General features: G+C 45.6%; 15 protein-coding genes. 9 read left to right on the plus strand and 6 right to left on the minus strand.

Annotated elements, in window-relative coordinates; translation table 11 throughout:
* The first annotated feature begins 91 nt into the window (after positions 1-91).
* From MTR11_RS11760 to MTR11_RS11790, 7 genes are all read left to right on the plus strand, one after another.
* Positions 92-1,663 carry an ATP-binding cassette domain-containing protein gene (locus tag MTR11_RS11760; protein ID WP_243327599.1) on the plus strand — a complete coding sequence of 524 codons (1,572 nt, stop codon included), beginning with the start codon at positions 92-94 and terminating at the stop codon, positions 1,661-1,663.
* A gap of 206 nt (positions 1,664-1,869) precedes the next feature.
* Positions 1,870-4,029: a prolyl oligopeptidase family serine peptidase gene (locus tag MTR11_RS11765; RefSeq protein WP_243327600.1), complete on the plus strand. Its 2,160-nt coding sequence runs from the start codon at positions 1,870-1,872 to the stop codon at positions 4,027-4,029.
* A 529-nt stretch (positions 4,030-4,558) separates the two neighbouring features.
* Complete coding sequence (locus MTR11_RS11770) at positions 4,559-5,350, plus strand: hypothetical protein (protein WP_005479226.1); 792 nt, start codon at positions 4,559-4,561, stop codon at positions 5,348-5,350.
* Between the two features lie 90 nt (positions 5,351-5,440).
* Positions 5,441-6,583, plus strand: coding sequence for an efflux RND transporter periplasmic adaptor subunit VmeP (gene vmeP, locus MTR11_RS11775; RefSeq protein WP_005391278.1), 1,143 nt, complete (start codon positions 5,441-5,443; stop codon positions 6,581-6,583).
* A gap of 10 nt (positions 6,584-6,593) precedes the next feature.
* On the plus strand, positions 6,594-9,734 hold the full coding sequence (vmeQ, locus tag MTR11_RS11780; RefSeq protein ID WP_243327601.1) for an efflux RND transporter permease subunit VmeQ: 3,141 nt from the start codon (positions 6,594-6,596) through the stop codon (positions 9,732-9,734).
* Between the two features lie 120 nt (positions 9,735-9,854).
* The gene (locus tag MTR11_RS11785; RefSeq protein ID WP_243327602.1) at positions 9,855-10,961 is read left to right on the plus strand and encodes an OmpP1/FadL family transporter; all 1,107 of its coding nucleotides are present in this window, start codon (positions 9,855-9,857) and stop codon (positions 10,959-10,961) included.
* 175 nt (positions 10,962-11,136) lie between these two features.
* Positions 11,137-11,934 (plus strand): hypothetical protein, encoded by a 798-nt coding sequence (locus tag MTR11_RS11790; protein ID WP_243327603.1) that lies wholly within the window; start codon positions 11,137-11,139, stop codon positions 11,932-11,934.
* A 48-nt stretch (positions 11,935-11,982) separates the two neighbouring features.
* On the opposite strand, the gene speG is transcribed toward MTR11_RS11790, so the two are convergent.
* Entirely contained in the window at positions 11,983-12,522 is a 540-nt protein-coding gene (gene speG / locus MTR11_RS11795; RefSeq protein WP_041853120.1) for a spermidine N1-acetyltransferase, read from the minus strand.
* 245 nt (positions 12,523-12,767) lie between these two features.
* Between speG and MTR11_RS11800 the strand changes: the two genes are divergently transcribed.
* Positions 12,768-12,920, plus strand: coding sequence for a hypothetical protein (locus MTR11_RS11800; protein ID WP_005375418.1), 153 nt, complete (start codon positions 12,768-12,770; stop codon positions 12,918-12,920).
* A 118-nt stretch (positions 12,921-13,038) separates the two neighbouring features.
* Here the strand turns inward: MTR11_RS11800 and MTR11_RS11805 are convergent, their stop codons facing one another.
* Positions 13,039-14,088, minus strand: a complete 1,050-nt coding sequence (locus tag MTR11_RS11805) for a sensor domain-containing diguanylate cyclase (protein ID WP_243327604.1) — start codon at positions 14,086-14,088, stop codon at positions 13,039-13,041.
* A gap of 292 nt (positions 14,089-14,380) precedes the next feature.
* Positions 14,381-15,232 carry a carbenicillin-hydrolyzing class A beta-lactamase CARB-57 gene (locus MTR11_RS11810; protein ID WP_005391263.1) on the minus strand — a complete coding sequence of 284 codons (852 nt, stop codon included), beginning with the start codon at positions 15,230-15,232 and terminating at the stop codon, positions 14,381-14,383.
* 239 nt (positions 15,233-15,471) lie between these two features.
* Between MTR11_RS11810 and MTR11_RS11815 the strand changes: the two genes are divergently transcribed.
* Positions 15,472-16,821: a ferric reductase-like transmembrane domain-containing protein gene (locus MTR11_RS11815; protein WP_243327605.1), complete on the plus strand. Its 1,350-nt coding sequence runs from the start codon at positions 15,472-15,474 to the stop codon at positions 16,819-16,821.
* Between the two features lie 97 nt (positions 16,822-16,918).
* Here MTR11_RS11815 and copI read toward each other — a convergent pair whose 3' ends face one another.
* From copI to MTR11_RS11830, 3 genes are all read right to left on the minus strand, one after another.
* Positions 16,919-17,500: a copper-resistant cuproprotein CopI gene (gene copI, locus MTR11_RS11820; RefSeq protein WP_104973861.1), complete on the minus strand. Its 582-nt coding sequence runs from the start codon at positions 17,498-17,500 to the stop codon at positions 16,919-16,921.
* A gap of 63 nt (positions 17,501-17,563) precedes the next feature.
* Positions 17,564-20,704, minus strand: a complete 3,141-nt coding sequence (locus MTR11_RS11825; RefSeq protein ID WP_243327606.1) for an efflux RND transporter permease subunit — start codon at positions 20,702-20,704, stop codon at positions 17,564-17,566.
* Between the two features lie 2 nt (positions 20,705-20,706).
* Positions 20,707-22,422, minus strand: a complete 1,716-nt coding sequence (locus MTR11_RS11830) for an efflux RND transporter periplasmic adaptor subunit (protein ID WP_053313546.1) — start codon at positions 22,420-22,422, stop codon at positions 20,707-20,709.
* Between the last annotated feature and the right edge of the window lie 39 nt (positions 22,423-22,461).

The following is a 22,461-nucleotide window of genomic DNA, read 5'->3' on the forward strand; positions in this document are numbered from 1 at the left end:
TTACATAGAGCTTAATGCGTTTGTGCACGCGTTTTGTTGCAATCTCAAATCATAGCTACGGCTGTTGTCCCTGTCATACAGGAGGCAAATTATGCCAGTTTTACAAGCTTTTAATGTTAGCCATCAGTTTGATAATGGCGATACGCTATTCCAGTCTATTTCTTGCTCCATGACTAAACGACGTGTTGGTTTGGTTGGGCGCAATGGCATCGGTAAGTCACTTTTGGCTTCCATTTTGGCGGGAGAAACTCAGCCTTCCAGCGGTGTAGTGACTTTTCCCTCTTCTTTCATGATGTATCGCCAGCAGCCGTCTGATTTGCTTTCAGGTCAGCAATCGATCGCCCAGTTTCTGGGCAAAGATGCGGTCTTGCATGCTTTAAAGCAGATTGAACAAGGTGATGTTTCTGAGCATTGGTTCGAACTGGTTGGCGAGCAGTGGGATATTGAATTGAAACTCAAACAGCAGCTTGCTGCGATGGGCTTACCGCAAGACCCTGATTTCTCTTGTGCTCGGCTCAGTGGTGGTCAGTTGGCGCGTTTGCAGTTATGGCAGTTGTTTGAAAACGAAACGGAGCTTTTGATTCTCGATGAGCCATCCAATCACCTCGATACCGAGGCGAAACAATGGCTGATAGAGTCTATGACGCATTTCGGTGGCGCGATTTTACTCATCAGTCACGATCGTGAGCTGCTGCGAGCAATGGAGGAAATTTGGGAACTATCGGCCCTAGGTTTACAGGTTTTTGGTGGAGATTACGATGTGTATGCCGAGCAAAAACGCACTGAACTGCAAGCGGTCGAGAGGCAGTTAGCGCAAGTCGATAAACAGAAAAAACGATTAGCCGAGCAAGCCCAGAAAAATCGCGAAAAAGCAGACCAACGCGCCGCGCAAGGGAACAAACTGCGCAAAGACGGCAGTCAGCCTAAAATTTTGCTTGATGGAAAAAAGGATAGCGCGACCGCCAGCGCCTCAAATCGCAATAAGAATGAGCAACTCAGACAAGCGCATTTACAAGCCAAAGAACAGGCGTTGCAATCGCGACATGAGCAACTCAAAGCGCAAAAGCTTTATCTTGCAGATAATCCGAACCGTTCGCGAAAAGTGTTGTCGATACAAGAAGGTATATTGCCTTTTGGGGATTCTACTCCTATCACTTTGCAGATTTTTGCGAACGACAAAGTCCATCTCAAAGGGAAAAATGGCTGCGGAAAGTCAACCTTGTTAAAGACGTTGCTTGGCGAGTTGTCGTTGCTGAGTGGTGAGCTGCAAGTGAATACTCCCTTGTATTATCTCGACCAACACTTTGGCGCAGTGAATCCAAATCTTTCGTTACTTGAGAACGTAATCGAGACCTGCCAAGAGATGACGGAAAGTGAAGCGAGAACCTTACTGGCGGGGATCGGTTTTCGTCGAGACGCTGTGTTTCGGTTGGGATGCGTACTAAGCGGTGGCGAGAAAATGAAGCTCGCAATGCTGATCGTCAGCCATCAACACTTCCAGCCTTTACTGCTGCTTGATGAACCAGATAACCATCTCGATCTCGAGTCAAAAATAATGCTTAGTCAGGCGTTAAATGCATACAAAGGTGGATTTGTTCTGATTAGTCACGACCAAGATTTCGCTTCTGAGTCTGGGGTTTTGCGTCAAATCGAACTGACTTAGACGAAAGAGAGTAAACGCCATCGTAGCTCTTCAGCGTTGTTCCTAAGCTCTACACCTCCACTTACCGATATGTAGAATTGGCGGGAAATAAGGGAGTTAGGATGGCTTTCACAACTCGTTTAATGAAATTAGATTCATTTTGTCGATATATAGTAGAGTTCTGATGTATTGCACAAAAAGACAACAGAAAAATAAAAAGGAATTTCATGAAAAAGAACACCCTAGCACTCGCAACGGCTCTCGCACTCGGAAGTGTGTTGTCTGTGGCGCATGCAAATGAAGCGGCGCAATCGTCGGTTGAACAGGTAACCCCGAAAGCCATCACGTACCCAACCACACAAAAAGTGAATGTTGTCGATGACTACTTTGGTACAAAAGTGAGTGATCCTTATCGTTGGTTGGAAGACGATCTCAGCCTAGAAACCGCAGAATGGGTGAAGGCACAAAATGCAGTGACGTTTGATTATCTGTCGAAAATCCCTTACCGCGAGCAGATTGAAGAGCGCATCACTAAGCTCATGGACTACGAAAAGCAAAGCCAACCGTTCAAAGAGGGTAAGTTCACTTATTTCTACAAAAATGACGGGTTACAAAACCAAGATGTGCTTTATCGGCAGTTAGGTGATGGTGAAGCAGAAATTTTCCTCGATCCAAATACTTTTAGTGAGGATGGCACCACATCGTTAGCGGGAGTGAGCTTTTCACGAGACGGTTCTTTGGTCGCATACAGCATTTCGGAAGGCGGTAGCGATTGGCGCAAAGTCATTGTGTTAGACACAGAAACCAAAAAGCCAGTCGGTGAAACGCTGGTGGATATTAAGTTCAGCGGTATCAGTTGGCTCGGCAATCAAGGTTTCTATTACTCAAGTTATGACAAGCCAAAGGGGAGTGAACTTTCCGCGAAGACAGATCAACACAAGCTCTACTTTCATAAACTTGGAACGAAGCAAAGTGAAGACCAGCTGATTTTCGGCGGCTTTGAGGAAGAGAAATACCGTTATGTTGGCGGCTATACGTCGGATGATGAACGCTACTTGTTTATCTCAGCCAGCGTATCGACATCGGGTAACAAACTGTTCTTTAAAGATCTGAGTAAGCCAAACAGCCCGCTTAAAACCATTTTAGATAACACCAGTTCTGATACTTGGGTAATAGACAACCAAGGCACGAAGCTGTACTTGGTTACGAACCTTAACGCGCCGAACAAACGCGTCGTGACGGTGGATGCGAGTCAGCCGCAGCCCAAAAACTGGAAAGATTTGATTCCTGAAACAAAGAATGTGTTACGCGTTTCTACCGCAGGTGGCAATTTGTTTGCGAGTTATATTGTTGATGCGATCTCGATGGTGAAGCAATACGACATGAACGGCAAACTCATTCGAGAAATCAAATTGCCTGATATTGGCAGCGCATACGGTTTCTCGGGTAAAAAAGATGAAACCGAAGTCTACTATTCTTTCACCAACTACAAGATGCCAAGCACTACGTATCGTCTGAACATCAAAGATGGTGATAGCGAGGTGTACTACAAATCTAAAGCGCCATTTGATCCAGCTTTGTATGACTCTCGCCAGGTGTTTTACACCTCAAAAGACGGAACAAAAGTGCCGATGATCATCACCTATAAAAAAGGGACACCGATGGACGGCAGTGCACCAACCATCCTATATGGTTATGGCGGCTTCAACATCAGCCTCACACCATCTTTTAGCCCGACACGTGCGGCTTGGCTGGAGCTTGGTGGTGTTTACGCGGTAGCGAACATTCGTGGCGGTGGGGAGTATGGTAAAGAGTGGCACAACGCTGGCATTCAAATGCAAAAGCAAAATGTGTTTGATGACTTTATTGCGGCGGCTGAATTCCTAATCGATGAAAAGGTAACGTCATCAAACAAGTTAGGCATTAACGGTGGATCGAATGGTGGCTTGTTAGTGGGGGCTGTTATGACGCAACGTCCAGAGCTGTTTAAAGTGGCGCTGCCAGCAGTCGGCGTACTGGATATGCTGCGTTACCATACTTTTACCGCAGGTGCTGGTTGGGCGTATGACTACGGTACGGCAGAGCAAAGTAAAGAGATGTTCCAATATCTGAAAGGTTATTCGCCAGTGCACAATGTAAAAGCGGGGATGGAATACCCAGCAACATTGATTACAACGGGTGATCATGATGATCGTGTTGTTCCTGCTCACTCTTACAAATTTGCTGCTGAGTTGCAGTCAAAACAGGCGGGTTCAAATCCGACCTTGATTCGTATCGAAACCAATGCAGGGCATGGTGCTGGCACACCAACGCGTAAAATAATTGAGACAAATGCAGATATTTATAGCTTTGCACTGTTCAATATGGGGATAGAGAAACTGCAATAGTGCGAATCGTTTGCGTTTTTAGTTAACGAAAAGTATTGGTTCTTTGCACTCGAAAATAAAAGGGAATCACAGAGTGTGATTTCCTTTCAATTTATTGTGGAGTAACTATTCTAAATTGACCGCAAGGCTAATTAAATTAAGGTATTTGCAATTTATTACAACTCTCTTCTTTACCTGAAGAGTAATATACGATACAAATAAAACTTGATCGCGATCACCTAACACCATTGCACTCCTTATTTATATGGTAAATTTAATTAATCATTTGTTCTAATGATAATTGAATTTTCATAAGTTTTAATATTCCCTTCTTCGTAAAGCTTACCAAATTTCAAGTTATATAAGATATAAGTAGCAGTGATTGAACTTTTACGACGCTTTATTTTATTTTAATTAAAACGTCTAATGTTTCGTCATTATTAAATTTGCTTTGATAATTTATATTATCCAAAGCGAGTTGTGTTACTTGCTATTTATGATGACCTCATGACGTGAATAATTTTATAATCATTAAAATGGATACAGTTTTATGAATTTAGTGAAACCGTCTGTTGTTATCATGGCAGCAGCCCTTCAACTCGCGTCTTCTGCTTATGCTCAGACAAATAATGACGAAGAACTACAAGACATGTCTGACCCACTTGCGGTTTACACCCAAGCGGGCTTTGGTATTACTGACAAAGGCGCGAACATCAAAATCGGTCAAACTTACCAATCTAGCCAGCCTGGCACCATGGCGATGAACATCATCGAAATGAAAGGCATTGGTGGTGAGCTATTTGGCATTCGCGACAATGACGATCCAATGTATGCCAATGTTGATGACAGCATTGACTCTTTCCGACTACGTAATTTCCAAGTAGAAGTCGCAAAAGGTCTAGGCCGTCAATTGGATGTAAACTACGATGTTGATAACGATAAATTAGATGCATCTTATAGCTTTATTCAAGGCCTACCTAAGTTTGGTATGTTGCAGCTATTTCCTTTAGCTGGGGCGGGTGTCACTATTGCTAATGATTTTAGTGGTGATGACAAAGGTTACGAAATTCCAGGTACTTTCACCGTTGTCGGTATGTACTCAAAAATTGAATTAACCGATAAAATCTGGATTAATTACAACCCAATGTATATGCATACATTGTCAGGGTCTAGTCAATATAAAGATACTTATTACGCGGGTGAAGATAATATCTTAACTCATGAGTTTGCGTTGTCTTATCAAATTAATCCTCGCGCAAATATTCGTTACTTTGCAAACTGGAATGAGCACGTTAATTTCGGTGATGGTGATCACCGTATCGAATTTAACTACCAATTCTAACTCCCTCATTTATTTCCAGAATAGAAAGTGTGTTTATCCATATATTTAAATATTTAGGCTAGGACACTTTCTACATAAAGTAGGTTTATCATGAAAGCCAAATATAAATTTGCGTTGGTATCTATTGCTATATCTTCTGCATTACTATCAGGATGCAAAACTGGCGATATCGCAACGAAAACTGCCCAAGCACCCTCTGTTGAAACCGTTACCCTAACCGAAACAAAAATCACTCCTTATCATACTTTTATCGGTCGAACTGAAGCGGTAAATGACGTTGATATTATGCCTCGAGTCGGTGGTGAATTAACCGCGATTCATTTTAAAGATGGCGATATGGTCGAAAAAGGCCAATTGCTGTTTGAAATCGACGACCGCCCTTACAAAGCGGCACTAGCGTATGCAAAAGCGTCGTTGCAAAAAGCAAAAGCACAACTCGTTCAAACTACGCGTGATGCAGAACGTGTTAAGAAACTCATCAAAGATAAAAGCATCAGTGAGCAGCAATACGATGACGCCATTGCCGCGCACGCCGCAGCGATTGCTTCGGTAGAAGAGGCGAAAGCGACGCTGGTTTCAGCAAGGCTCGATCTTGAATTTAGCTCTGTGCGTGCTCCTTTCTCTGGCCGTGTGGGTTTCAGCAACTTCCGAGTGGGTGACCGTATTTCGAAAATTCAACTTGTTCCTCTTGTTTCGATCACTCAAATCGACCCAATTCGCTTTGGCTTTGATGTGGATGAGAAGCTCTACCGCCGCGTAAGAAGCGCGATTGATGTGGCTCATCGTAACGATGACAAACTGGATGTTGATTTAACACTGACGCTTTCAGACGGTTCATTGTATCCGCTTGATGGCAAGATCTACGCCGTTGGCAACAAGATCGATTTAGAAACAGGCTCAATTCGAGCAGAAGCACAATTTGATAACCCAACTTACGCGCTTATGCCGGGTGAATATGGCAACTTGACCATAAAGCTGCGCAACAAAACCATTGATGGTTTGCTTATCCCATCGGCGGCTGTTCAGCAAGACCAAGCGGGTGACTACGTCATGGTGGTTGGTGATGATCACGTGGTGTCACGTCGTAACGTTGAACTTGGTCAGACCTACGGTGTGAAACGTGCTGTGCTGACTGGCTTGGCGGCTAACGAAAAAGTCATCGTCAATGGTCTACAAAAAGTGCGTCCGGGTGCAACGGTGAAAGACGTTGAACTACAGAGTGAACAAGGCTGAGTGAGTACTGATGTTAAGTAAATTTTTCATTCACCGGCCGAAGTTTGCTTTGGTGATCTCACTGGCGATGACATTGATGGGTATGATCGCCCTGAAAGTCTTGCCAATTTCTGAGTATCCTCAAATCTCTCCGACGGTAATTACGGTGAGCACCATGTATCCGGGTGCAAACGCGAACGTGGTTAAAAAGACGGTTGCACAGCCGATAGAAGCCAAAGTCAACGGCGTTGAAGACATGATTTACATGTCTTCTGTGATTGGTAACGATGGTTCATACACACTACGTATCTATTTCCGAGTGGGCGCAGATGGCGATATGGCGCAAGTTCGTGTGAACAACTTGGTGGCGCAAGCGACGTCTTCTCTCCCACAAGAAGTAAACCAAATCGGTGTGACGGTTAAGAAGAAATCTTCTGACATGTTGGGCGTTATTACACTGCGTTCCCCGAAACAGTCTCACGATAGTATCTACCTCTCTAACTATGCGGATCTCAATATTGTTGAGCGTTTAAAACGTATCGAAGGTATGAGTGACATTACGCTGCTGGGTAAGAAAGACTACTCAATGCGTATTTGGTTGAACCCAAATAAATTGGCCACCTTGAAGCTTTCTGCTAGCGATGTTATTGGCGCAATTAAAACGCAAAACATCCAAGTGGCGGCGGGTAAGATCGGTGGTATGCCAGCTCCGGGTGACCAGCAATATCAATATGTTTTGCAAACCAAAGGCCGCCTTACTTCTGCGGAAGAGTTCGAGAACATCATCATCCGTGCGAGCAAGAAAGGTTCTTTGATTCGCTTGAAAGATGTGGCTCGTGTCGAAGTTGGCGCACAAGGCTACGAAGCTGATGGTCGTATGAATAACGAACCAGCCGCCGTTCTGGCCTTGTACCAGTTGCCGACCGCGAACGCGCTAGACGTGATGGAACGCGTGAAAGAGGCAATGAAAGAGTACGAGAAATCGTTCCCAGATGATTTGGTCTACGACATCGCGTATGACTCTACCGAATACGTAGAGACATCGATTGATGAAGTGTACGAGACGCTGGTGATTGCGGTACTTCTTGTCACCTTCGTTGTGTACGTTTTCTTGCAGAACTGGCGAGCGACCATCATTCCAACCTTAGCGATTCCGGTTTCCATCATTGCGACGTTCGCAATCATGGGCGTGATGGGCATGACCATTAACACCATCTCGTTGTTTGGCTTGATCCTCGCCATCGGTATCGTGGTGGACGATGCGATCATCGTGGTGGAGAACGTGGAGCGGGTTATTCATGAAGAGCATTTAGACCCGATTCCGGCCACGATCCAAGCTATGAAAGAAGTGACGGGTCCAGTATTGGCAACAACGCTTATTTTGTTGGCGGTATTCGTACCGGTTGCGCTATTGCCGGGTATTTCTGGTCGAATGTTCAACCAGTTCGCGGTCACCATCTGTGTGTCGGTGCTGATCTCTGCGATCAACGCATTAACGTTAACGCCAGCGCTTTGTGCGTTGATGTTGAAATCTACTCACTCGCAACCTATTGCGCCTTTGCGTGCGTTTAACCGCGGTTTTGAAGCAATAACGCGCAAATACCAAGGTTTAGTTGGCTTCTTGAGCCGTCGTATTGTGCTGAGTATCGGTGTTTATGGCGCGCTTATTGCGGTGCTGGCATTTGCGTTCATGACCGTACCTTCTTCTTTCGTACCGAACGAAGATAAAGGCGTGTTCATGGTCGAAATGCGTTTGCCAGACGCAGCAGCATTGCAGCGTACTGCACCATTAATGAAGAAGTACGTTGATGAGCTAAAACAGATGGAAGGTGTGGAGAACGTGGTTTCGGTTGCGGGCTTCTCGGTAATTAACATGGCGTCGATTCCAAACTCGGGCATGTTGATCATCAAACTGGATAACTGGAACAAACGTAAAGACCCTGAGTTACACCAACGCGCGTTGATGAACAAAGTTAACCAAATGCTGAACTCAACGCCAGATGCCGCTTCGTTCGTTTTCGCGACGCCGGCAATCAAAGGCATGGGTGCGGTGGATGGTTTCAACCTTGTGCTGCAAGACAACTTGGGCCGTTCTCCACAAGAGTTGGCAAAAACAACCGCTGATTTTGTTGCCCAAATCAATCAACTGCCTGAAGTGGCGCGTGCGTTCTCGATTTTCCGTGCGAACATTCCGCAACGTTACATCGATATTGACCGCGATAAAGCGATTTCGATGGGCGTACCGTTGAATGAAATCTTCAGCACACTGCAAGCACAGTTGGGCGGTGCCTACATTTCTGACTTCAACTTGTTTGGTCGTTCGTACCAAGTGAAAGTGCAAGCAGAAGAGCAATACCGTGACAACATCGACGACATCAACCATCTGTTTGTTCGTTCAAGCTCTGGAAAAATGGTGTCATTGGCAACGCTAGTGAAAGTGAAGCCGATCTTCGGCCCTGATACCTTGTCGAACTACAACATGTTCAGTTCTGCAACCGTGAACGGTGCACCAGCGCCAGGTTACAGCTCGGGTGATGTTGTAAAAGCCATTGAAAAACTGGCTGCAGAATCTTTACCAAGTGGTTACTCGTACGAGTGGTCAGGCATGACTTACCAAGAGATGAAAGCAGGCAACATGGCGCCAATCGCGTTCGCATTGTCTTTGCTGTTCACCTACTTGTTCTTGGTGGCTCAGTACGAAAGTTGGACCATTCCTGCTGCGGTAATGATGGCGGTTCCAGTCGCGATTCTCGGCGCAATGGGGACGTTATTACTGGTGGGACAACCGTTCGATTTGTACGTGCAGATTGGTGTGGTCATCTTGATCGGTATGTCCGCCAAAGTGGCGATTCTTATCGTGGAATTTGCCAAAGTTCTGCGAGAAGAAAAGGGCTTATCCATCATTGATGCTGCCAAAGAAGCTGCTCGAATCCGTTTCCGTGCAGTACAGATGACCGCATTCGCCTTCATCTGGGGGGTATTCCCGTTGGTGATTGCATCGGGTGCTGGTGCGGCATCTCGTCATTCACTGGGCTTTGCAGTATTCGGCGGCATGATTCTTTCTACGTTTGTAGGCACGTTGCTGACGCCAGTGTTTTTCGTGATGATGCAATCTCTGCGCGAGAAGTTTAAGCGAAAGAAACCCACTGAACTTGAGGTGAGCGAGCAATAACGCTGATTTCAACTGACTGACTCCACAACACCCCCACGCTGTATGCGATTGGTCAATGTCTTTCATTGATATACAACCACCGTCGCAGCGTGGGGGCCCCAAACAATAATAGGTTTTAGCATGAAAAATCTTTCAAAAATCGTCGTAGCGAGCTCTCTACTGACGTGTGCTGCTGCGCAAGCGGGTGGGTTATACCTTTACGAAACTACAGCATCGGATATTGGTTTGGCATCCGCTGGTATGGCGGCTCGTGCGCAAGATGCCTCAGTAATGGCAGCAAACCCGGCTGGTCTGGCGAATGTTTCTGGTAAATCTTTCTCTGGTAACCTGATTGGCCTTTACGGTGACGCGCAACTAGACACGATGACTGGCGACGCGGGCAACGTGATTGGTTTTGTTCCTATGGCGTCGGCATTTTACAGCCAACAAGTGAACGACAAATGGACGCTGGGTATTGGTCTGTATGGCAACTACGGTCTTGGCCTCGAGTACGAAGGCCTTTTGGGTGATCATTTAGATATTCCTACAGCAACGACACAAGCCTTGACCATTCAACCTTCCGCTTCTTACCGCATCAATGATCACTGGTCTGTGGGTGCGGCGCTTGGTATTCAGTACGGTATGTATGAAGTAGAAGCGGAAGGGACGTTGGCTAGCTCTGACATGCATAAAAAATACTTAGACGAAGACCAAGATACTCAAGTCAACGGCCGAGTAGGTGTGCTTTATGAGGCAACACCAGGCACGCGTCTTGGTCTGTCTTATTCTTCTGAAACCGAATTTGAATTCGACAATAGTAACTCCATTGCTCCACAACAACTGATCTTCAGTGCTTACCATGAAGTGAATGATGACCTAGCGGTGATGTGGAACGTGAACTGGCAAGACTGGAGCGGATACACAACCACGCTGAACGTAGAGACACAAGACACTTACCAAATCGCATTGGGTACTCAGTACAAACTGAATGAAAAAATGATGTGGAATGCAGGTTTTGCATTCGATACCAGCATGTATGAAAGCCAATCAAACGGTGACATAACCGTTCCTACTGGCAAGGCGTACCGCATTGGTACAGGCATTGATTACAAATTGGATTCAGAAAACTCAATTGGTTTCGCGTTTGAAGCGATCTTGATGGAATCGTCAGAAACGCCACGCTTACAAGCTGGCTTTGATGAGCCTGCTCTGTACTTCATGAGCATGAGCTACAACTGGAAAAACTAATCATTCCTAATCGCTAAAACGCCTTCCTTACAGGCCATTCTACCCTAACTACCTGCACTGGATGCTGTCGCGCTATCTAAGGTAGTTAGGGCGCTTCTGTCACACCCAGTGAGTGATGATTTAAAAAGTATCTGTGCGGCTAAGTGTGGGTATTCAACATCTCAAAGGACTAAAAATGAAAAACAAACTAGCGTTAGTGTGTACGACTTTGTTGGTCAGTACGCTGGCTCATGGTGCCGAGCATCGAGTAAAAGACAATAAAAACAAGTTGGCGGATGACCCAACAAAAGTCATCACGAAATTTGGCGCGTCGTACGCAAACAACTACGATTTTGATGATCAAAACATCTCCTTCTCGGGCTCACTTGCGCTTGACCAAGCGCGCAAAATCAACCTGCGTATCAATGATGATGCGAGCGAGTGGCGTGTTGGTGGTTCGTGGTTGTTTCCGGTCGGTATCGTGAATTTCAATTTTGGTAAAAATGAATACGTAAACGGCGCGGATCAAACCAACTACAGCGTTGGTACCTTTATGCCGTTAAGTTATTTCGGGATTGAGCCAGCAGGCTTCCAAATTTTCCCAATGGCAGGCTATACGTACAACACTGGTGATGTTCCCGTATGTGACGGTGCAGAAAGTAGCCACTGTAGCGAGCCTAATTTTACGGGCACTCCAAGTGCAGAGAATGGCTTCAATATGATGAGCTCTTCAGGCAGCAGTGGTTACGTTGGTGCATTTGCGCTGAAATCGTTTACCAAAGAGCTGACGTTAATCAGCTTCGCAGCAGGCACTTACGGCTCAGAAAACAGTGAAGGAGAGAACTACAAAGGCTTCTTTGGTGGTATCGGCCTTGGTTATCTCGTGAATAAACGTCACTCGTTTAACGTAATGACGTTTGTCATGGACAACAACACGTATTTAGATGAGGCAGATAGGCGCGTCGCATTATCTTACCAATATCAATTTGAGTAAATTGAAAACGCAGCAACGATGGCTGCGTTTTTACTTTGATGGAATAAATTAGTGAATCGCGTTCTTTTCTTCGATCTTTTTCTGATATTGGTGTTTTAATATATACATGCGCTTAACATCGCTATAGGCTCCGTTAATAAAGTATTCTTCTACTAAATGGCCTTCTTCAATAAAACCACATTTCTTATATAAATGAATAGCGACTTCATTATCCACTGCGACCAATAAGTATATTTTACGTAGATTAAGAATCGAGAAGGAGTAATCCAATGCACGATTAATCATCTCTGTCGCATAACCTCGTCCTTGATGCTCTGGGGCGATGATTATCTGAAACTCAGCGCTTCGGTGAATGTAGTTGATCTCAATAAGTTCGACCAATCCAATCACTATGCCGTCTTCATCTTCAACCACAAAGCGTCTTTCTGCGTCATCATGTATATGTTTTCGGTACAGTTCTTCGAGCTCATCATAAGATTCATAGGGCTCTTCGAACCAGTAGGCCATGATATTTCGGTTGTTATTTAGTTCGTGAATAAAGCGCAAATCAGAGCGTTCTAGTGCTCGCATTTTTAGGCCTTTCTTCATCATTTATCTCCAATGAGGCGAAGTAAACCTCCGCAATTGATGCTAGAAAATCTTAACGTATTTAACAAGAATAGCGCATCTGTTTTTGGGAAATATTGTGTTTTTTTCAATATGGAAACTTAGAGTTCACGCCAAATAAAAATTAATCTTTACGATAAAAAATTCGATTAGGTGGTTTGCCTAATATCATATTAAATACCGCGCAACGACTTAGTGTCTTAATCTAAATAAACAAGGTATTCAATATGTTTTCAATCGGTGACGTAGTAGTAGCGACTAAAGGTATCGATCTTGGCGAAATGGTTGTTACAGGTTTAAGCAGTGGCGGTTTTTACACACACGTAAAAGCAGGCGAGAAAACGCTAACTTACCCAGCTAAAGATCTTAAGAAAGCATAATTAAATTTGCTCACTCTTATTTCTAAACTGGCTTAAAGTTCGTATTACTTATTTTAGGCGGGTTAGAATTTATAAAAGGTAGCGCAACAAGTCGCTACCTTTTTTATCACTCTCTTTTCTAGTTTTCTTCTGTTTTATGAACCTCAACACGGTTTCTACCGGTTTCTTTGGCTTTGTAAAGGGCTAAGTCGGCGCGTTTTACGAGTGGTTCAAACGAGTCATCCAAGCTACAGACTTGAGTTACACCAATACTAGCGGTAAAGCTCATATCACGACCTGAGTGTTGAATCGTCGTAGTTTCTAGCGCATTGCGAATCGTTTCTAATGTGTTTAGGGCTTCTTGCGATGAGCGGCTTCTTAGTACGATGGCAAACTCTTCACCGCCAACTCTGGCAAGTAAGTCACAGTCAAGTAGATTACTTTGAATGGTGTTGACTGCATGGATCAGCGATTTATCGCCAGCATCATGACCAAACCGATCATTAAGGCTCTTAAAGTTGTCTAAATCTAGAATAGCAACATGGAAGTCAATGCCTTGGGTACGGTATTCAGTCAAGCGGCTTTCGATTTGTCGCATGAATTCTCTGCGATTTGGAATGCCAGTCAGATCATCCGTTGTGGCGAGATGCTCCATTTTCATAATTTGTATATGAAGGGCAATGTTTAAAGCAATCCAGTTAGCAATGCACTGAAGCTGTGCCGCTTGTTCATTTGTATAAGTGTGCGTTTGGTGATGTGCAACATTAAGCGTGCCCAAACAGACTTTACCGTGCATTAAAGGCGCATCCATACACGTTCCCATGCCATTGGATGCCAGCATCACACAATCGACCTCATCAGATTGAGTGACATCGTCACAGATCATCAGTTGTTGTTTTTTGAACACTCGGCCAACAAAAGCTCGGTGAATAGGTACCAAGAATTCAGCCGGAATCGCTTTATTACCAGAGAAAGAGTAGACCTTTAGATGATCATCATTTTCATAAAGCGTGATACTCGCGCGGTCGGAATTGAATATACGATTTATCCATTCTGCGACCGTATCAAGCACCTGCTGCAATGTTTCCGATTGAGCTAAAAAGTGAACAAACCCTATCGGCATACAGATCGGACTTTCCATGTTCTGCATCGATAAGTCATCAGGGTTAAAAGTTCTTTCAAGTCTCAATAGACATCTCCTTGCGATGTTGCAAATACCAACAATAAGTTACACGAAGCTATTTTCAAGAAAAATGCGTTTCTACGTAAGATTATGGTTTATTTATCGCCATCTATGTGTGTTCAATTGCTTAATGTGGGCGTTAACTCACGCCTAAATGAATAAATGTTATACCTATTTATAAGTAAGTCATTACTCAATAAGGGGTGTTTTTGAGGTAGAACCAAAGAATGAGAAAGCCCTTCAGGGAAGAGAAGGGCAAAGAGGGTGAACTTAGGAAAGTAAATATGTACGCAGTGAATTAATTATCTTTGTATTTCTGTAAAATCAACTGACTGATTTGCGCGATGAGCTGGTCTCTGGCTTGAAGTGATAGCTCGGTTTCTGTGACATAGATACTAATGTAAACAGGACGATGGTTTTCCTTCCATATGATTGCGTTAATACCGCGCGAACCGTGACCACCCGCACCAGAGCGGTCGGCGATAGACCAACCTGTTGGTAATACTGAACGCATTAACGAGTCTGAAACCTTGTTGTCCTGCATCCAGATTTTTAATTGCACGCGAGACTCGTAAGACAACGTTTCTCCTTCAATCAAGGTTCGCAGAGTGTTTACCATAGCGTTAGGTGTGGTTGTGTCGCGGTTGTCTCCCGGTGTCGCTTCGTTCAAACGTGGTTCTAATCTATCTAGGCGCGTCGCTTTATCACCAATAGTTCGCAGAAACATTGTCACGGCCTTAGGGCCGCCGATTTCATTCAATACTAAGTTGGCAGCAGTATTATCACTCATCAACATCGCAGCTTCACAAGCGTGTTCTACGCGTGTGTTTTGGCCTGCGAGTTTGTCCATCACTGGAGACCACACAACGATGCTGCGCTCATCGACTTTCGCGGTCGCATTTTTACTTAGCTTACCGCTGTCCATATCACTTAGCATTGTGGCGCAAGCCAAGGTTTTGAATGTGCTCATGAGTGGGAAGCGTTCATCGCCGCGGTAATCCCAGCGCTCATCGGTTTGTGTATCCCAAACCGAGACTCCAATTCTGCTTGAGGTTTGTTGTTCGATGAGAGAAATGTCTTCATTCAGTTGGGAAGCGTAACTTAGGGTTGAGCAAACCATTAGCCCAGCCAACAAAAATAACTTTTTCATGCGTCGTGTTCTTCATTTTGGTTTTGGTTCGCACTGTGGCGATGTTACGCAAACTATAACGAGCGAATACTCTAACCACTGTTAAATCCATGTCGATTTTTTGTAGGATTCTGCGCAATACCTCCAAGCTTGTTATTGACCTTAGGTATATTGTGGGTTTACTCAACTTTACGAATATTGACGTTGCATTACGCTAGAAAAACTAAACTAGAGTTGTCGTCAATTTGAGAGTGATGTTCATGAAAACTGTACGAAATTTTGTATGGATGATAATTGCCGCCGTGTCTGTGTTGTGGTGGATGAGTGAACCGCAACTGCTTTCCTCGACCCCATTCTTCCAATGGCGCTCCGCGCTTATTCAATATTCTGGTGTTTTGTCGTTAGCTTTGATGTCTATTGCGATGGTGCTGGCGCTGCGCTTACCTGTGATAGAGCAATGGGTTCATGGCATGGACAAGGCATATCGAGTACACAAGTGGTTAGGTATAGCAGGCGTCAGTTTGGGTGTGATCCATTGGCTTATGTATAAAGTGCCGAAGTGGCTCGTTGCTGCTGGTTGGTTGGAAAAACCAGTAAAACACACTGGAGCAGGGCCATCAGGCAATAACTTCGTTGGTTTTGAGTTATGGGTTAAAGAACTGCGTGATATAGGCTTGGATTTAGGTGAGTGGGGCTTTTATTTTCTATTGGTATTGCTGGCAGTGTCACTCTGGACTGTTGTTAAGTACAAACCGTTTAAGTTATCCCATCGTTTAATGGCGGTGGTGTATTTGATGGTTGCTGTTCACTCCGTTTTGCTGATCAAGCACGCGTACTGGGGCGATCCCATTCATTTTATCGCTTTTGGTTTTGCATTGATGGGCTCTGCGGCTGCCGTTTATAGCTTGTTTGGCTTTGTCGGACGAGCGAATCGCTATCCCGCCAAAGTGGTGTCGACTCGCTACTTCCCTCAAGCGCGCGTGATGGGGCTGGTTTTGGCGCCAAGCAATAACGGTCAAGGAAAACCTTGGCAAGGACACAAAGCCGGGCAGTTTGCTTATGTTCGTTTTGGTAATGAAGATCCGCATCCGTTTACGATTGTTTCAGGTGAGCACGATCCAGAGATTCGCTTTTTGATCAAAGAGCTAGGCGATTTCACGACCAATTTGTACCAGCGCGTGAAAGCGAGCGATGAGGTTGTTGTTGAAGGACCGTATGGGCGTTTAGAGTTTGATGTCAACAAGCCGCAAGTTTGGGTTGCTGGTGGTGTCGGGATAGCGTCGTTCTTTGCTATCTTATCTTCATTGAAAGCGTTAAAAAGACATCCGCCAGTGCATTTGTTTTATTGCACACGTGGCTTAGATAGTCATTTAGTGGATGAACTGTGGAATGCTGCGCGTCAGGCACAAGTGAAACTGAACGTGATAGATACTGCGATTTCACCTCGACTTAATGTTGAACAAATTGCGAAGGAATGCGGCGATTTATCGCGTTATGAGTTTTATTTCTGTGGACCGGAGGTATTTTCTCGAACCCTGAAAAAAGAGTTAGAGGCATATCGTTTTGATACAGAACATCACTATCATGAAGAGCTGTTTGTGATGCGATAATCTAGTATTTGGGGTGAAATAAAAAGGAGCTGAATCAGCTCCTTTTGTATTTACATTTAACGTCTATGAACCGTGTTAATGCGTTAATCCGGTCTCACTACAGTTCCACTTTTTTGACCATGCCGGCTTCTGCATGACCGGGAATATTACACGCGAACTCTACATTTTTATCGCCATGGAAGTGCCACAGGAGTTGTTTCGCTTTGCCTGGTTCAACTGTGACAGCATTGCCGGAGTCATGCATGTGATCGCCAGACATGGTTTTCATCATTTCACGGTGTTTAAGCTGTTCTTCTACTGAACCAATGGTAAATTCGTGATTGATTTTGCCAGTATTCATTACCACAAATTGAACCACATCATCCGGTTCTATTGTCACGTCTTTTTTGAATGTAATTTTCATATCATCCGTTAAGAGTACATGAACGACTTTGTCTGGTTTTGCGCCATTTGCAGGCATACCAACCGCTGACATGCCCGGCATGCCGCTCATACCTGAATGATCCATTTTACCGTGGTCCATTTTTCCATGATCCATCGTCATTTTATCCATGTTCATGGAACCGTGTTCCATTTGACCATGCTCCATATTTTCGTGGTTCATGTTTGAGTTATCCATTTGAGCAAATACGCCACTCGATACCATGGTTAGAGCAAGAGTGATAAGAGTCTTTTTCATGTTGATTTCCTTTACTATCAATGAGCTATCGCGCCATTACTCTCTGAATAATGGCGCTCGTTATTATTTGTCTTGGTGTTGAGTTGATTTCACTTCACGCTGTTTCCACAGCTTGAAGATGGCGGGTAACACAAGCAGTGTTAACAGCAGGGCAGAGGCCATGCCACCAATCATCGGTGCAGCGATGCGTTGCATCACTTCAGAGCCTGTCCCCTCACCGTACATGATTGGAATAAGACCAATGATTACCGTTAATACGGTCATCATGACAGGCCGCACACGCAAGCCAGCGCCTTCGCGAATTGCGTCTGTAAGATCCCGCGCTTGAAGCGGTCGTTGTTTCTCTTCTGCATCCAGTTTTCGGTGGTGCCACGCTTGGTTGAGATACACCAGCATGATGACGCCTATCTCCACCGCAACGCCGGCGAGGGCGATAAACCCAACCCCCACGGCAATAGAGAAGTTGTAGTTCAGATAATGCATCAGCCATAAGCCACCAACCATTGCTAAAGGCAGCGTCAGCATGATAATCAGCACCTCACCCACACGGCGGAAGCTGAAGTAAAGTAGCATCATGATGATCGCAATAGTGATTGGTACTACGACACTTAAGCGGTCTTTGGCGCGTTCCATGTATTCGTACTGACCTGACCAAGCCAGCGAATAACCCGCAGGTAATTCAAGTTGATCTGCTACTACTTGTTGTGCTTCCACGACGTATGAGCCTAGGTCACGACCTTCGATATCCACGAAAACCCAACCGTTTGGACGCGCGTTTTCGGTTTTGATCATCGGTGGACCATCTTCATAACGAATATCTGCCACGTCTGCGAGTGCGATGCGCGCGCCGTTGGGGGTTACCAGTGGTAGGTTTTGCAGTTTAACAACCGAGTCACGGTAGTCTTGCGGGTAGCGAACGTTAATCGGGTAGCGTTCCAAGCCTTCAATGGTTTCTCCAACATTCATACCACCGACAGCGGTTGAGATGACTTGCTGAACGTCTTTGATGCTCAATCCATATCTCGCAGCTGCGCGGCGTTTGATATCAATCGTTACGTAACGGCCACCCGCGACACGCTCCGCATAAACCGATGAAGTGCCGCGAACGTTGTTCAAGATAGGTTCTAACTGCGCGCCAATCTTTTCGATTTCTTTCAGGTCTGGGCCTGCGATTTTGATCCCGATTGGCGTTTTAATGCCCGTCGCAAGCATGTCGATACGCGTTTTGATCGGCATTACCCACGCGTTGGTTAGCCCCGGGAACTGCACGAGATTGTCGAACTCTTTGCGCAATGACTCAGTGGTCACACCTTCACGCCATTGGTCATGAGGTTTGAGCTGAATTACCGTTTCAATCATGGTGAGTGGTGCAGGGTCGGTGGCCGTTTCTGCACGGCCAATCTTGCCCCAAACCGTTTTAACTTCCGGTACGGTTTTGATCAGCTTGTTCGTTTGCTGAACCAACTCACGTGCTTTACCGATGGAAATGCCCGGGTAGGTGGTCGGCATGTACATCAAATCGCCTTCATCCAATGGTGGGATGAACTCGCTACCCAGTTGACTGGTTGGATAGTAAGCTGACGCCATTAGGCCTAAAGCGATAACGATCATACTCTTAGGGTACTTGAGGCTGGTATTCAGCAACGGGCGATACAGCGCAATTAAGCCTCTATTTACTGGATTCTTATGCTCTGGTAATACGTTGCCACGGATGAAATACCCCATTAGCACAGGTACGAGGGTAATTGCCAAACCTGCCGCAGCGGCCATCGCATAAGTCTTAGTAAAGGCGAGAGGGGAGAACATCTTGCCTTCTTGACCTTCCAGTGCAAACACTGGCACAAAGCTTAACGTGATGATAAGCAGTGAGAAGAACAGGGGTGCGCCCACTTCTTCAGCGGCTTTGCCAATCACTTGCCAGCGGTTCTTATCCGTGAGAGGCGTTCGTTCAATATGCTTGTGGACGTTTTCTATCATTACGATGGCACCATCCACCATTGCACCGATGGCGATGGCAATCCCCCCGAGCGACATGATGTTGGCATTAATGCCTTGAGAATGCATGACGATAAACGCGGATAAAATACCGACGGGCAAACTCAGAGCGATCACCAAAGACGAACGGATGTGAAATAGGAAGAGGGCACAAACAATCGCCACGACGATGAATTCTTCCGCCAATTTCTTCCACAAGTTTTCTACGGCAGCGTTAATCAGCGTGGAGCGATCGTAAGTAGGCACGATTTCTACACCATCCGGTAAGCTGCGCTGTAAATCTTCCAGTTTGTCTTTAACTTTGCTGATGACTTCACTCGCGTTTTCGCCGAATCGCATGACAATAACGCCACCAACCGCTTCACCTTCGCCGTTAAGCTCCGAGATGCCGCGACGCATTTGCGGACCTAAGTTGATGTCAGCAATGTCGCCCAATAAGAGCGGTGTACCTTTCTCTGTCACTTTGAGCGGGAGTGATTCAATATCCTCAATACTCGTTAGGTAACCTGTAGTGCGAACCATATGTTCCGCTTCTGCTACTTCAACAACAGAGGCACCCGTTTCCTGATTGCCGTTTTGGATCGCCATGTTCACTTGTTGCAGTGTCAGGTTGTAAGCACGTAGCTTAGCTGGGTCAATCTGAACTTGATATTGCTTCACCATACCGCCAACGGTTGCGACTTCAGAGACGCCATCGACGGTTTGCAGCTCATATTTCAAGAACCAGTCTTGCATACTGCGTAGATCAGCAAGATCATGGTTGCCAGTTTTATCTTGCAGTACATAGCTGTAGACCCAGCCCACACCCGTTGCATCTGGTCCTAATGTCGGTTTTGCACTTGGTGGTAATTTAGGTGCTACTTGGCTTAGGTACTCTAAAACGCGCGAGCGTGCCCAGTACATGTCGGTATCATCGTTAAAAATGATATAAACATATGAGTCACCAAAGAATGAATAACCACGAACGGTTTCCGCTCCTGGTACGGCGAGCATGGCGGTGGTTAGCGGGTAAGTAACTTGATCTTCAACTACTTGAGGTGCTTGGCCTGGGTAGCTTGTTTTGATGATCACCTGAACATCAGAAAGATCCGGAATGGCGTCTACAGGTGTATTCTTTACACTGTAAAGTCCGGTTAAAACAAGCGCTAAGGTTGCGATCAAAACCATGAAACGGTTTTTGATCGACCAACGGATTATTGCTCCAATCATAGTTAGCCCTCAACCGCTTCAAGTTGCTTCAAGACGTAGTCAGCTCCTTGTTTTTCAACTAAAAACCGTACTTTCTGACCTTCTTTGAATCCGGATAGATCCACTTCATCACCCACAGAGAAGTTCATCTCTCCTGCCTCCCAGTTCCATTCTGCAACTGGGAGGTGGTTGAGAGTTATCATCCCAAAATCCGCCATCAACATGCTGATATCTCCGGTAATCCATACGTCAGTCACGACAACGCTGTCATCGGCTTTGTAGTCAACGACTTCATATTGACCGGACTCTGTTTTCTGAATTTCAAACTCGATAGCTTGGCCTTTTTGCAGAGTGCCCACATCAACGTCATTTGCGAGGGTAAAGTTCATGACCATACCCGGCCAATTCCACTCTGCTACGGGCTGATGATTAATGGTCAACATACGGTGATCTTTCATCACATCGGTGATTTCACCCTTAGCCCAAACTGTTTCTACTTTGGCTTCAGTAGGTGATGAAATACGGGATAGATCAGCCGTTTGGCTCGATTCCGAATCCAACATAAAGTGCGCAGAGGTTACGATGCGATCATCTTGAGACAGACCTTGCAGCACCTCGATTTTGTCGTCGGCTTCACGCCCGACTTTGATGCGCGTTGAGCGGTATTTACCATCGCCTTCAGACAACACGACTCGGGTCATACCGCCGGATCGAATAACGGAAGACTTAGGAATCGTCATAACCGCGTTATCAGTGACTGGTTGAAGGGCAATGTTGGCAAACATATTAGGTTTAAGATCGCCATTCGGGTTAGGGAACTTGAGGCGTACACGCAAGGTACGAGTTTTAGGATCCAGAATAGGGTATACGTAGTCGACAACCCCTTTCCATTCATTGCCTGGAATAGCATCAAGCGTCATAGTGGCGCTACTTCCTGCTTTCATCCAGTGAGCTTGGCGCTCAAATACTTCGGCATCTACCCATACATTTTCAAGTGGGCCCGCGCTGATCACCGCTTGAGCAGGGGATAGGTAACCACCTTCACGAACGTTCAAACTCGCGATGACGCCATCTTCCGGAGCTTTAATTTCAATAGTTTGCGATGCTTTCCCGCGTTGAGCGATGGCTTTTATTTGAGAACGATCAACACCCAGTGTCACTAAACGTTCTGTCGCGCCTTTCACCAGGCCATTACGCCCAGTTCGGTAGGCGTTCAGCAGCTCTTCTTGTGCTTTGACTAGCTCAGGCGAGTACAGCGTGAACAGCACGTCGCCTTTGTTGACCTTTTCACCCACGGCATTGATGTAAAGCTTTTCAACCCAGCCAGCCACGCGAACGTTGGTTTGCCACAAATGACTTTCGTCAAACGCGATATATCCGACAGTTTCAATCCGAGGTGAAAGTTGCTCTACAGAGACTTGAGCGGTTTTTACACCTAAGTTGTTTTCAACTGATGGGTCAATTTTTACCGTGCCGGGTTTGTCTTGTTCACCCGCGAGATCTTCAGCGTACACTGGGATCAAGTCCATGCCCATTGGCGATTTGCCCGGTTTGTCGCGCTTATAATTTGGATCCATCGGCGCAACCCAATAGAGTGGCTCGTTTGAGCTGCTCGCAGCGCTACCGCCTGTGCCGCTCATGTCGTGGTTTGCACCAGATAGGTACTGATTAACGCCAAACCCTAGTGCCCCGCCAACAAGCAGAGCGATGGTTGCTATCTTGATTGAATTTGAACTCATTCCTAATTCCTTATTTTCCCCATGAGGCATGACAGCGAT

This window comes from Vibrio sp. CCB-PB317 (assembly GCF_022808245.1).
Taxonomy (GTDB): Bacteria; Pseudomonadota; Gammaproteobacteria; order Enterobacterales; family Vibrionaceae; genus Vibrio; species Vibrio diabolicus.

What these genes read in the sequence shown, in the direction of transcription:
- MTR11_RS11760 (WP_243327599.1), top strand. Translation starts at nt 92, where the DNA reads ATGCCAGTTTTACAAGCTTTTAATGTTAGCCATCAGTTTGATAATGGC.
- MTR11_RS11765 (WP_243327600.1), top strand. Translation starts at nt 1,870, where the DNA reads ATGAAAAAGAACACCCTAGCACTCGCAACGGCTCTCGCACTCGGAAGT.
- MTR11_RS11770 (WP_005479226.1), top strand. Translation starts at nt 4,559, where the DNA reads ATGAATTTAGTGAAACCGTCTGTTGTTATCATGGCAGCAGCCCTTCAA.
- vmeP (WP_005391278.1), top strand. Translation starts at nt 5,441, where the DNA reads ATGAAAGCCAAATATAAATTTGCGTTGGTATCTATTGCTATATCTTCT.
- vmeQ (WP_243327601.1), top strand. Translation starts at nt 6,594, where the DNA reads ATGTTAAGTAAATTTTTCATTCACCGGCCGAAGTTTGCTTTGGTGATC.
- MTR11_RS11785 (WP_243327602.1), top strand. Translation starts at nt 9,855, where the DNA reads ATGAAAAATCTTTCAAAAATCGTCGTAGCGAGCTCTCTACTGACGTGT.
- MTR11_RS11790 (WP_243327603.1), top strand. Translation starts at nt 11,137, where the DNA reads ATGAAAAACAAACTAGCGTTAGTGTGTACGACTTTGTTGGTCAGTACG.
- speG (WP_041853120.1), bottom strand. Translation starts at nt 12,522, where the DNA reads ATGAAGAAAGGCCTAAAAATGCGAGCACTAGAACGCTCTGATTTGCGC.
- MTR11_RS11800 (WP_005375418.1), top strand. Translation starts at nt 12,768, where the DNA reads ATGTTTTCAATCGGTGACGTAGTAGTAGCGACTAAAGGTATCGATCTT.
- MTR11_RS11810 (WP_005391263.1), bottom strand. Translation starts at nt 15,232, where the DNA reads ATGAAAAAGTTATTTTTGTTGGCTGGGCTAATGGTTTGCTCAACCCTA.
- MTR11_RS11815 (WP_243327605.1), top strand. Translation starts at nt 15,472, where the DNA reads ATGAAAACTGTACGAAATTTTGTATGGATGATAATTGCCGCCGTGTCT.
- copI (WP_104973861.1), bottom strand. Translation starts at nt 17,500, where the DNA reads ATGAAAAAGACTCTTATCACTCTTGCTCTAACCATGGTATCGAGTGGC.
- MTR11_RS11825 (WP_243327606.1), bottom strand. Translation starts at nt 20,704, where the DNA reads ATGATTGGAGCAATAATCCGTTGGTCGATCAAAAACCGTTTCATGGTT.
- MTR11_RS11830 (WP_053313546.1), bottom strand. Translation starts at nt 22,422, where the DNA reads ATGAGTTCAAATTCAATCAAGATAGCAACCATCGCTCTGCTTGTTGGC.